Source organism: Nonomuraea turkmeniaca (assembly GCF_005889735.1).
Classification (GTDB): Bacteria; Actinomycetota; Actinomycetes; order Streptosporangiales; family Streptosporangiaceae; genus Nonomuraea; species Nonomuraea turkmeniaca.
In genome coordinates, this window is record NZ_VCKY01000300.1 from 1 (window position 1) to 11,233 (window position 11,233).

Below are 11,233 nucleotides of genomic sequence, written 5' to 3' on the forward strand. Positions count from 1 at the left end.
CTGTACGGATGAGGATGGACTCCAGGCGTTCTCGGAGCCCCTGACGCTGAAGATCTTCGGGATTGTCGGCCTTCATCCCAGGCCGGGCGCCCCCGGGCGCGCCCGGTCCCGGCCGACCCTCGCCGGGCGAGCTGACCGAGCCGGGCGGCTCGGGCGGGCTGTGCGCTCGTCGACGATCAGTCGCTGGAGCCTGGCCCGGCCCCGCGCGACCGTCTCCTCGGAGGGTCCCGGCGCGGCGAGGTGCTCCCGCACCGCGGACAGGTCATTCATCTGCGTCTCCGTTCATGGGGTTGACGTCGCCGAGCACGGCTCGGACCCGCTTGCGTGCCCGGTTGAGCCTGGAGGCGACCGTGCCTGCGGGGATGTCCAGCGACTCGGCGGCCTCCTCGTAGCTCAGCCCGGCCACCGCCACCAGCAGCAACACGTCCCGGTCGCCCGCCGAGAGCCCGGCCAGCGCCTTGGAGAGCGGCCCCCGCACGCTCGCCGCGTCCACCCGCCCCGTCACCCGGTCCTCTGGCCCGGCCTCGATCGCGTCATGGGCCAGCGCGCGGCGGAAGGCGGCCAGCATCCTGACCAACCCTCTGCGATGCCCGGCCACGAGATTGGTGGCGATGCCGTACAACCAGGGCCGGACGGCGCCACGCTCGGCGTCGAAGGTGTGCCGCTTGCGGAAGGCCACCAGGAACGTCTCGGCCGCGAGGTCGTCGGCCGCTTCCGTGCCGAGCCTGGCGGCCAGGTAGCGGTAGATCTCCTCGAAGTACCGGTCGTAGAGGATCGCGAACCGCTCCGGCCGGCGTACGGACTCGCTCATCACGGTCGCGTCGTCGGTCTCTCTCGGGGGGTCGCCCACCTCTGGGGGAGCGGTCATTCGGGATGTCCCTTCTGTTGGCTATACCCCTACTCCACCGCCGGCCCCTTTTGTCTTCACGTCGGCCGCCCGTCGGACGTCGTTAACCCGCGGGCCGTAGCGTGCCCGCATGGCGGATCGTTACCCCACGTCGATGCCGTACCGGCGGGCGACGGATGGTTACCACACGTACCGGATCCCGGCGGCGGTCGTGACGAAGGCCGGCACCGTTCTGGCGTTCGCGGAGGGACGGCGCGCCTCGGCCGGCGACTCGGGGCACATCGACCTGGTGCTCAAGCGCTCCACGGACGGTGGCCTGACCTGGGGCGGCCTGCAGGTGGTCGCCACCGAGCCGCGGCGCGGCACCGCCGGCAACCCGGCCCCGGTGGCGCTGGCCGACGGGCGGATCGTCCTGGCGTTCGTACGGCAGGGGCCGTCGGCGACCGAGGAGAAGATCCGGCGCGGCCAGGTGTCCGCAGCCGATGGACGGCGGGTGTTCGTACAGGTCAGCGAGGACGACGGGGTCACGTGGTCGGCTCCGCGCGAGATCACCGGCAGCGCGAAGCGGCCGGAGTGGCGCTGGTACGCGACCACGCCGGGGCACGCGATCGAGCTGCGGCACGGCCCGCACGCCGGGCGCATCGTGGTCCCCGCCAACCACTCCCTGCCCCCGGCCGGCCAGGACAACGGGACCGAGGGCAAGTACAACGGCGGTCATGCGTTGCTCAGCGACGACGGCGGCCAGACTTGGCAGATCGGCTACGTCGACGACAACCCCGACGGCTACGTCAACGTCAACGAGACCACCGCCACCGAGTTGCCCGGCGGGCGGATCTACCTCAACACCCGCACCGACTCGACCGCCCCCGGTACCAGGGCGGACGCGTACTCCGCCGACGGCGGGCAGACGCTGGAGCAGCCGTTCCGCCCCCAGACCGGGCTGGTCGGGCCGGTGGTGGAGGGCAGCGTGTTGTGGTGCGAGTCGCCTGACGTGCTGCTGTTCTCGGGTCCTGCGGCGCCTGACGCGCGGGCGCTGATGACGGTACGCGCCAGCGACGATCACGGTGTGACCTGGCGGGTCGCGCACACGGTGTCCGGGCTGCCCGCCGCCTACTCCGACCTGGTCCGATTGGACGGGGACGATAGGGACACGGTGGGCCTGCTGTTCGAGACCGGGAACTTCGGCCCGTACGAGAGCATCGCCTTCCGCCGCCTCCCCGTCGCCGAGCTGGCACCCTAGATCGCGTGCAGCGGGTTGGGGATCTTCATCCAGCTGTCGTCCGGCGGCGCGCCTTCCAGCTGCGCGAGCAGGAGCGCCTTCACCGTGAGGTGCGGGGCGAACAGCGCGTCGCGGTCGGTACGGACGTCAGGACCGCCGGGGAGGGTGCCGAACGCCTCCCGGGCGGCGGCCGCCACGACGGCCCACAACCGTGACTCGGCGGCCCGGTCGCCCGCGCAGAACACGGAGATCAGGCTGCCGAACGTGGTGCCGACGAGCGAGCCGAACAGCTTGGCGTGCAGAACGGCGGGGTCGTCGCTGAGCAGCCTGGGGCTGACCGGCGGGACCTCGATCCCGCTGCGGGCCAGCCTGGCAGGGCTGAGCCGGATGTCGGCCAGGTCCCGGTAGACCAGGCGGGCGGGCAGGCCGCGAGCTCCGTCGAGCACGATCAGCAGGTTCTGGCCGTGTGCCTCCAGCGCCGCGCCGTGCGCCAGCATGCCCAGGGCGGCGGTCAGGGCCAGATGGGCGAACGCCGCCAGCCACTCGGCCGGGTCGCGGACCATCTCGCGGGTGACGGCGGCCACGGGCAGGACGGTCCCGGACCCGGCGACGGCGGAGGTCGGCTCGCGCAGCATGACCGACAGGTCGGCGCTCGGCTCGCCCTTCGCCGCGGCGGCGGCCCCGGCCAGGTAGCGGGCCACGCGCGGGTGACCGTCCAGTCGCGCCGACAGGTCCGAGAGCAGGTCGGACAGTGCCACGCAGTCACGGATGGAGCCGGGGGAGATGTCCCTGACGTCCGAGGTCATCCGGGTGGTGAACGCCGTTTTCAGATGCGGGCCGCCGTCGAGCGGAGCCAGCGTTCGTACGGACATCAGCGGGTGTGCCGGGATCGCGCCCGTCGCGTACGGCCGCAGGCCCAGGCCGGGCAGCACGTGCCGGGTCTGCCAGGGGTGCACGGGCAGCAGCAGCCGGTCCCCGTCGGTGAGCGACGCCGGCCACGGACCCGTGACCAGGCAGTCCGCGGCAGGCATCGCCACCAGGTCCAGCGCGACGACGGGGCGGTGCTCCGGCATGTACGCCAGCTGTTCGGCCACCGAGACTCCCGGCCGGTTGCGGCAGCACGGGTGGTAAGGGTGACCGTCGACCACGCTCTGCTCATAGGTCACCGGCGTGGCGGCCGCGATCCGGGGCTGGGCGGCGGCGCTCGCCCGGGACAGGGCCAGGGAGGCGACGCTGTTGGCCAGGTCCTCGATCAGCCGTCCGGCACCGGGCACCCCGAGTGCGGCCAGCAGCTCGGCCGGGTGCGTGCAGGGCAGGTCGTCCAGCCACAGGACAGGTTCACCGCCCAGGTCGTACGGCAGCCGCGCCCGCCCGGCCACCCGCCGCCCGTCGGACAACACCACAACGGCCTGCCTCGCCCCGTCAGGAGGCTCACCTGCCGCATGAGCCGGTTCACGCCTACCTGGAGGCCCGGGGGCCGCCTGAGCCGGTTCACGCCTACCTGGAGGCCCGGGGGCCGCCTGAGCCGGTTCACGCCTACCTGGAGGCAAGGAGGCCGCATCCCCGGCTCGTCCGCAAGCGCCGTGCGCGGTGTGGGAGGCGTCCAGGCCGGGGAGGGGTTCGTGGAGGAGGCTGCGCCACAGACGGCCCAGGACGGCGGCGCGGGCCCCCGGCAGGGCGGCGGCGTAGGCGGCCGACAGGTCGGGGCGCACGGCCGAGAGTTGCGCTGCGAACTCGCTCTCCACTGCCCCATATTTCCCTTTATTTCCAGAAACATCCTGGGTAGCTACCCTGTGGCCACGGATGGGGACAAACGGTAGGAGCAGGTCGCCATGGCATCCACTGACGGCCTCCTTCCGTCCCACGGGCCGGAGCGAGAGGCATGGGCAGGCGCCGAAGCCCTCGCGGTCACGGCGCTGCTCAATTGCTTGCTCCGCGAGGTCGCGAACCCAGGCCCGGACCCCGGGACGTACACGCTGCCCGCCACCGGCCACGTGCTGTGGACAGAAGGCGATCGTTTCCCCACCGCGCCCGCGCTCCGCACGCCGGACGGCTGGCGCCCGCTGACATGGGAAGACCTGACCGCGCTGACGGCGGCCGAGCTATGCGCCGGCACCGGGATGCGCAATGACGTGCTGCTCGCCGAGATCGCCCACAGCAGGGACGTCACGGCCGTCCTACTGGCCGCGAGGCGGACGAGCCCACCGCCCGCGGACCCGTACCTGCGCTCCGAGCAGGCCCTCGTCGCGGGCCACCGCTACCACCCCGCTCCCAAGGCTCGCGGCGGGGGCGGGCCGGAGCAGTGGCTGCGGTACTCGCCGGAGGCGCACGCGAGCTTCCCGCTGCCGCTGTTCGGCGTGCCGAGGGAGCTCCTGGTGGCGGAGGGGGACACGGGCGCGCTCGACGCTCTCGGGCCGCCCGTGGAGGACGGCTTGATGCTGCTGCCCGCCCATCCCTGGCAGGTGGAGCTGCTCGGCGGGCTCCGCGGCGGCCCGCTGCGCCACCTCGGCAGGACGGAGGCCCCCGCCGTGCCGACCGCGTCGATCCGCACCGTGTACCTGCCGGAGCGGGACCTGTTCTGCAAGTTCAGCCTGGACGTGCGGGTCACGAACGACATCCGCCGCCTGTGGCTGCGCGACCTGCACCGGCTGGGCATGGTCGCCGACCTGGTGGACGGCGCGTTCGACGGCCTGCCCGAGCACGTGCCGCGGCCCGCCGTGCTGCGCGACCGCGGCTACCGCAGCGCGGAGCTGGGCGGGGACGGGGGCGAGGCGCTCGCGGTGATCGTGCGGGACGGGCTGCGCGAGCACCTGCGCCCAGGGCTGACGGCGTTGCTGGCGGCGAGCGTCAGCGAAGGTTTCCCCGGCAACCCGCTCGACGGGCTGGACGAGGACAGGTCGCTGCTGTGGTGGGAACGCTATCTGGAGCACGTGGTGCCGCCGGTGTTGCACGCGTACCTGCGCCACGGGGTCGTGCTCGAATGCCACCTGCAGAACGTGCTGATCGCGGTGGACCGGCACGGCACGCCCGCCCGGGCCCTCTTCCGCGACCATGAGGGCGTCAGGATCGTCGCGGACCGGCATCCCGAGCTCCCGGACACGGCCGTGGCGAGCCGGTCCTACAGCTGGGAGCGGCTGGTCTACTGCCTGGTGACCAACAACCTCTACGAGATCGCCGGAGCCGTCGCCGCGCGCCATCCGCGGCTGCGGGCCGAGTTGTGGGCGCGGGCCAGGGTCGTGTTCGCCGGTGTGGGGAAGTACTACGGCGATCCTGAGGAACTGCGAGCCCTGCTCACCGATGCGCACATCCCGGCCAAGGCCAATCTCCTCCTGCGGTGGACGGACGCGGAGGGCGAGGCGATGCGGTGCGTGCCCGTGCCCAATCCGCTGCGGATCCGCTGACCGGAGGTGTCCGCGCGACCAGCGGTGCTAGACGTCGGGCGGCAGCAGTTGTTCGGACAACGATTGCATGCGCCCGATGATGGCGGTGGTCGAGCGGTCGGGAAGGTAGCCGAGCACACGGACCTCGCCGCCCAGCGCGCGCACCAGCGGCGCTTCGGGCAACATCTCCGGTGTGTAGTCGCCGCCTTTGACATAGAGGTCGGGGCGGATCATGCTGAGCAGCCGCTCCGGGGTGTCCTCGTCGAACTCGACCACATAGTCCACGTCGTTCAGTGCCGCGAGCACGGACATGCGGTCCTCGCACGAGTTGACCGGCCGGCCCGGGCCCTTCAGCCGGGCCACGCTCGCGTCGCTGTTGACCGCCACCACGAGCACTTCGCCGAGCCGCCCCGCCTGCTCCAGATAGGTCACGTGCCCCCGGTGCAGCACGTCGAAGCAGCCGTTGGTGAACACGACCCGCTCGCCCCTGCGCCGGTGCTCGTCCAGCAGCCGGGCCAGCCGCTCGGGCGTCTGCACCGCTCCCTCACGGCGGCGCAGGGCACGCAGCAGGTCGTGCCGGGTGCAGATGGCCGTGCCGGGGCGGCGTACGACGACTCCGGCCGCCGCCTGGCCCGCCTGCGCCGCCTCCTCCGGCGACGCGCCGCCCGCCAGCCAGAGCGTGAAGGCCGCGGTGTAGGTGTCGCCCGCGCCCGTGGCCATGTGGGGCGGCGCGGGCTGCGCGTACGTCCGGTACGCCGGTCGGCCGCTCCTGTGCAGCAGCGTGCCCTCGCCGTCCAGCGTGGTCACCACGATCCCGGCACCGGTCAGCTCCAGCAGCCGGTCGCTCCGCGCCGTCAGGTACGCCGGCCGGTCCACCGCGCCGTCCTCGTCCCCCAGCAGGCGTACGACCTCGGCGTAGTTGGGCAGCACCGCGGCCGGCGCGCACTCCCGCCACGGCGCCACCGCGTGCGCGTCCACCACCAGCAGGCCGACCCCGGCCAGTGACCGGCGCACGGCGGGCGTGCACACGCCACCCCCGTAGTCGCAGGCCACCACCACGTCGGCCCGCCGCACGGCCGCCTTCACCCGCTGGAGCAGCTCCTGCTCGGCCTCCATGGGGAGGACGTCGTGGTCCTCCTCGTCGTAGCGGGCCGTGAGCTGGCCGCTGGCGACCAGCCGCCGCTTGTGCGCGGTACGCCGCCCCGGCACGGTCAGCAGGTCCGTCTCGACGCCGAGCAGCCGCAGCGACTGCACCAGCTCGTCACCGGGAGGGTCGTCGCCCACGACGCCGACGAGCCGGACGCGGGCCCCGAGCGCCACGAGGTTGGCGGCCGTGTTGGCGGCGCCGCCCGGGGCGTTCTCGGTCGCCTCCAGGCTCATCACGGGCACCGGCGCCTCCTGGGCCAGCCGTTTCGCGGAGCCGAGCAGCCACGAATCCAGCATGACGTCGCCCACGACCACGGCGTTGACGGTCTTCTCGTTCGCGGTGCTCATGAGGAGCGAGTACCTGTGAAAGCTGTGCTCAAACCCATAAGGCCAGGTTATGGACGGTGTGACCGGGGGTAGCCGGGCGGCCGGGGCCGTGGACGACGGCCTGTCCTGTGTGCGGCGCCGGCGGCGTGGACCCGTCGTGGGTGACCGACGTGTCCGTGGGCATGGTGATGGAGCAGGTCAGTGACTTGCTCACGGTGGAGGGGAGAGGTGGACATGAGTGACCACGCGGTGCTCGACGAGCTGCGGCAGGCCATCGACGAGGCGTTCGGGGAGCGTGACCGGGTCTCGATCCGGGAGGTGTACTCGCACGCCTCCGAGCACGTGAACCTGCCTGCCGACCTGCTCGCGCACCTCAACGAGCTGCCCGAGGGCGCCTACAACAGGCAAGAGGTGACCGAGGCGATCAACGACGTCATCCGGCGCCGGGGCGAGCAGGAAAGTTTGGGATTGCTGGATTCTCCGGATTCAGGCGCATAGCGGGGCGGCGGCGCGGCGTCTGAAAGGGTGACGCCAAACCCTGGAGGTGATCGTGGACGCCGCGGACGAGCAACGTTTCCGCGAGTTCGTCGCCGCGCGTTCTCCCGCACTGATGCGGCTCGGGTTCTTGCTCACCGGTGGTGACCAGCACGCGGCCGAGGACCTGGTGCAGAGCACGTTGGCGAAGCTGGCGGCCAAATGGCGGCGGGTGGACGCGCCGGAGGCGTACGCCAGGCAGATCATGTACCGGCAGCAGGTCAGCTGGTGGCGGGCCAGTGGCCGGCGTGGCGAGGTGGTCCAGCCGAACCTGCCCGAGGGAGCGGGCGTCGGCACGGTCAGGAGCACCGCGCACCGGTCCCTGGCGCGCCTGCGGCAGATCGCGCCCGAGCTGGCACAGGAACTGGAGGTGGCCAGGTGACCCAATTGCTTCGCGACACCCTGCACGAGTGGGCCGACGAGACGCGCGATCCCGCACGATCTGGCCGACCGGGCGCTACGGAGGCGCGCCTGGAAGCCCGTCGGTGCGGCTGCGCTGGTGGCGGTGCTGGTGGCCGCGGTCGCGGTGTTCGTCACCGGCCAGAGCGCGCCCGAGATGACGGTACGCCCCGCCGACGGCGTCACCCTCCCGGCCCGGCCCTCGCCCGCGCCGACCGACGTGCGGGCCGACACCGAGAACAACCCCCCGGCCAAGCTCGTCGCCGCCGGCCGGATGGCCGTGTCCGCGTACTACACGACCACCCGTGAGCAGATCGCCGAGGACCGGCAGCGGTTGTGGCGCATCTGGTCGCTCTACGACCCCCGTACCGGCGGGTATGAGCGCACCACCTGGGCGTGGCTGGACGTGGCGCCCGGCCTGCAGGTCGCGGCCGTGCTCGAAGGGGATCTGCCCGGCAAGCGGCTGGGCATCCTCGACATGAACAGCCGGCAGGTCATGAAGTGGTTCGACCTGGAGCACCCGGTAGCCGCTGTCTCGTGGTCCCCGGACGGCACCAGGGTCCTCGCCACGGCGTACTCCGAGAACCCGGACGTCGTACAAGGAAAGGGCGACGACGTGATTCCGATCGGCGGCGACAGGAGCAGCCCTCGGACCGGCTACTACATCGTGGACGTCGAGAAGGGCCAGGCGGACTACCACCCGCTGCCGCCCATGTCCCCGGACGCGCGACCTTCCAACACAAACGCCCGCCAGGACCTCGGCTGGACCCTGGACGGCGCCATGCTCTGGGCCCCCACCGACACCATTCCGGACCGGGTCTTCCACAGCCTCGACGGCCGGCCGCGGGACGCGCCCGAGGGCCAGCGGTACGTGGACTATTCGAGGGAGTCCGCCGTATCGCCGAACGGCCGCCTCGTGCTCGGCCCCGACGGCCTGCCCACCACGATCACCGATCGCGAGACCGGCGAGATCGTCGGCCGCCAGAACGTGCTGCAACTGCACGCCTGGGCGGACGACGACAATGTGCTCGCGCTCGGCTGCGTCGGCTCGTGCGAGAACGAGTTCAACAACGGCCTGGTCCTGGTGAGCGTCGACGGGACGCGGATGACCCAGCTCGCCGCCAACCGCGACACCAACAAGGACGGCACCTGGCGCTGGGTCCTGACCGCCAGGTGATAATTTTTGACCGATCGTTCTCGATAGTGTTAGCGTTGCCGCCGTGGCACGGAGCAAGGAATTCGATCCCGAGTCCGCCCTGGAGAAGGCCCTCGAGCTGTTCTGGGAGCGCGGCTACGAGGCGACGTCGATGGCGGACCTCGTGGCGCATCTCGGCATCGCGCGGGCCAGCATCTACGGGACCTTCGGCGGCAAGCGCGAGCTCTATCTGAAGGCGCTGGAGCTCTACCTTGCGCGGCACGACGTGGTCGCGCCGCTGTCCCAGCCGGGTCCCGCACTGCCCGCGCTCCGCGCGTTCCTCGACTCCTACGTCGCGGAATGCCTGGCCGACGAGGCGCGTCGGGGCTGCATGGTGGTGAACACGGCCATCGAGTTCGCCTCCCGCGACCCGGACGTGTCCCGCAAGGTGGCGGCCAGCTGGACGGAGCTGGAGACCGTGATGGCCGCCACCCTCGTCAGGGCCCGCGCCCAGGGCGAGATCCCGGCGGACAAGGACCCCCACGCCTTGGCCAGGTTCCTGCTCGTGCTGCTGCAGGGCCTCAGGGTGCTGGGCCGGGCCGACCCGGACCCGCGCCGGCTCCGTGACGCGGTAAATCAGGCCATGACAGCCGTCCAAATTTGAGAACGATTGGTATGGAATTGAAGAGATTCGAGGGCAAGGTCGCGCTCGTCACCGGCGCTACCGGAGTGGTGGGCGGGGCGGTCGCGCGGGCGTACGCGAAGGAGGGCGCGGCCGTGCTGGTCGCCGGGCGTGACGCCGGGCGACTGGCCGCGCTCGTGAAGGGGATCGAGGAGGACGGCGGTCGGGCGAGCGCGTTCGCCGCGGACGTCACCAGGCCGGCCGAGGCCGCCGCCATGGTGGAGACCGCGGTCTCCCGGTACGGGCGCCTCGACGTCGCCTGCAACGCGGCCGGGATCTTCGGCATGCTGGCGCCCGTGGCCGATTACGACGAGGACGTCTGGGACGAGGTGCTCGCCGTGAACCTGACAGGCGTGTTCCTGTCGATGAAGCACCAGATCGCCCACATGCGCGCGCATGGCGGCGGCGCCATCGTCAACGTCTCCTCCAACCTGGGCGCGCACTGGCGCCTGCCGGGGGCCGCCGCCTACGCCGCCTCGAAAGCCGCGGTGAGCCACCTGACCCGCACCGCCGCCCGCGACCACATCGCCGACGGCGTGCGCGTCAACGCCGTCAGCCCGGGTCCGATCGACTCGCCCATGTCCACACGCCCGGGGGAGACCCGTGACGAGCGGGACGAGCGCATGCGCGACGCGCTGCCGATCGGCCGGGTCGCCATCCCCGAGGAGATCTCGGCCGCGGTGTTGTGGTTGTCGTCAGAGGAGTCGAGCTTCGTCGTCGGCCAGGATCACGTGATCGACGGCGGCGCCACCGCCTAACCGTCACACCTCGCGAGCCAGATGACGAGCACCCGCCTCGTGAGGATCCCCGCCGCTCGCTGATCACGCACCTGACGCTCGTGGCCGATGTGTCACGCTGGCCACGTGACCTGCTTCTTTCTCGAAGGGGGACGAGACGATGCCTCAGGTCGCCGGTCTCCGGCTCGGGGTGCCCTTGTCCCTGTCGGGGAGACACTCCCGGTTCGGTGAGCAGGCCAGGCTGGGGCTGGACGTCTGGTGGTCCTTCGACGAATCCGTGGAGCTCGTCGTCGAGGACGACCGCAGCGATCCAGGGGTGCTGGAGGACGTTCTCCGCCGGTTGTCGGCGCGCTGCGACATCCTGCTGGGGCCGTACTCCACCCAGCTCACCAGGCGGGCGGGGAGCGTCGCGGCGGCGCTGGGCAGGGTGATCTGGAATCACGGCGGTTCCGGCGACGACGTCCAGGCCGCCCACCCCGGCCACGTCATCTCGGTCCTGACCCCGGCCGGCCGATACGCCGAGCCCTTCCTCCGCCATCTCGCCGAGCACGGCGATCGCAGCCCGCTCTGGATCGCCGAGGGCAAGGGGAGCTTCGGCCGGCAGGTGGCGGCGGGTGCGGCGGCCTGCGCGCATGAGGTCGGCGTTCCGGTGACCCGCGTCAGGGCTGGGGACGCCCTCCCGGCGGGTGGGGACTGGAATCTGCTGTGCGCGGGGTCCTTCGGCGAGGACGTCGAAGTGATCAAGCGGGCGGGGACTCCGCGGGTCGTGTGCGCCGTGGCGGCGGGGGTGCGGGAGTTCGGCGAGGCCGTGCACGATCCTCGGGGGG

The 11,233-nt window shown here is 72.1% G+C and carries 12 protein-coding genes; 8 read left to right on the top strand and 4 right to left on the bottom strand.

What is annotated here, in order from left to right; all coding sequences use genetic code 11:
- Nucleotides 1-72: 72 nt before the first annotated feature.
- Nucleotides 73-270, bottom strand: coding sequence for a hypothetical protein (locus tag ETD86_RS48150; RefSeq protein ID WP_138673321.1), 198 nt, complete (start codon nucleotides 268-270; stop codon nucleotides 73-75).
- Entirely contained in the window at nucleotides 263-868 is a 606-nt protein-coding gene (locus tag ETD86_RS48155; protein WP_138673322.1) for an RNA polymerase sigma factor, read from the bottom strand. The genes ETD86_RS48150 and ETD86_RS48155 overlap by 8 nt, the downstream gene beginning before the upstream one ends.
- A 109-nt stretch (nucleotides 869-977) precedes the next feature.
- Between ETD86_RS48155 and ETD86_RS48160 the strand changes: the two genes are divergently transcribed.
- Complete coding sequence (locus ETD86_RS48160) at nucleotides 978-2,087, top strand: sialidase family protein (protein ID WP_138673323.1); 1,110 nt, start codon at nucleotides 978-980, stop codon at nucleotides 2,085-2,087.
- On the opposite strand, the gene ETD86_RS48165 is transcribed toward ETD86_RS48160, so the two are convergent.
- Nucleotides 2,084-3,469 carry an IucA/IucC family protein gene (locus ETD86_RS48165; RefSeq protein WP_246149397.1) on the bottom strand — a complete coding sequence of 462 codons (1,386 nt, stop codon included), beginning with the start codon at nucleotides 3,467-3,469 and terminating at the stop codon, nucleotides 2,084-2,086. The two genes, ETD86_RS48160 and ETD86_RS48165, sit on opposite strands and share 4 nt — an antisense overlap.
- Nucleotides 3,470-3,898: 429 nt before the next feature.
- Between ETD86_RS48165 and ETD86_RS48170 the strand changes: the two genes are divergently transcribed.
- A complete protein-coding gene (locus ETD86_RS48170; RefSeq protein ID WP_138673325.1) occupies nucleotides 3,899-5,467 on the top strand; it encodes an IucA/IucC family protein in 1,569 nt (522 codons plus the stop codon).
- A gap of 27 nt (nucleotides 5,468-5,494) precedes the next feature.
- Here the strand turns inward: ETD86_RS48170 and rfaE2 are convergent, their stop codons facing one another.
- A complete protein-coding gene (gene rfaE2 / locus ETD86_RS48175; protein WP_138673326.1) occupies nucleotides 5,495-6,940 on the bottom strand; it encodes a D-glycero-beta-D-manno-heptose 1-phosphate adenylyltransferase in 1,446 nt (481 codons plus the stop codon).
- A 213-nt stretch (nucleotides 6,941-7,153) separates the two neighbouring features.
- On the opposite strand from rfaE2, the gene ETD86_RS48180 reads away from it, so the two are divergent.
- The 6 genes from ETD86_RS48180 to ETD86_RS48205 all read left to right on the top strand — a co-directional run.
- The gene (locus ETD86_RS48180) at nucleotides 7,154-7,417 is read left to right on the top strand and encodes a hypothetical protein (protein WP_138673327.1); all 264 of its coding nucleotides are present in this window, start codon (nucleotides 7,154-7,156) and stop codon (nucleotides 7,415-7,417) included.
- 52 nt (nucleotides 7,418-7,469) lie between these two features.
- On the top strand, nucleotides 7,470-7,835 hold the full coding sequence (locus tag ETD86_RS48185) for a sigma factor (protein ID WP_138673328.1): 366 nt from the start codon (nucleotides 7,470-7,472) through the stop codon (nucleotides 7,833-7,835).
- Between the two features lie 117 nt (nucleotides 7,836-7,952).
- Nucleotides 7,953-9,029, top strand: coding sequence for a hypothetical protein (locus ETD86_RS48190; RefSeq protein WP_138673329.1), 1,077 nt, complete (start codon nucleotides 7,953-7,955; stop codon nucleotides 9,027-9,029).
- Between the two features lie 43 nt (nucleotides 9,030-9,072).
- Nucleotides 9,073-9,651 carry a TetR/AcrR family transcriptional regulator gene (locus ETD86_RS48195; RefSeq protein WP_138673330.1) on the top strand — a complete coding sequence of 193 codons (579 nt, stop codon included), beginning with the start codon at nucleotides 9,073-9,075 and terminating at the stop codon, nucleotides 9,649-9,651.
- 11 nt (nucleotides 9,652-9,662) lie between these two features.
- The gene (locus ETD86_RS48200; RefSeq protein ID WP_138673331.1) at nucleotides 9,663-10,427 is read left to right on the top strand and encodes an SDR family NAD(P)-dependent oxidoreductase; all 765 of its coding nucleotides are present in this window, start codon (nucleotides 9,663-9,665) and stop codon (nucleotides 10,425-10,427) included.
- A gap of 139 nt (nucleotides 10,428-10,566) precedes the next feature.
- Nucleotides 10,567-11,233: ABC transporter substrate-binding protein (locus ETD86_RS48205; protein WP_138673332.1), on the top strand; the 667-nt coding region annotated here is incomplete at its 3' end.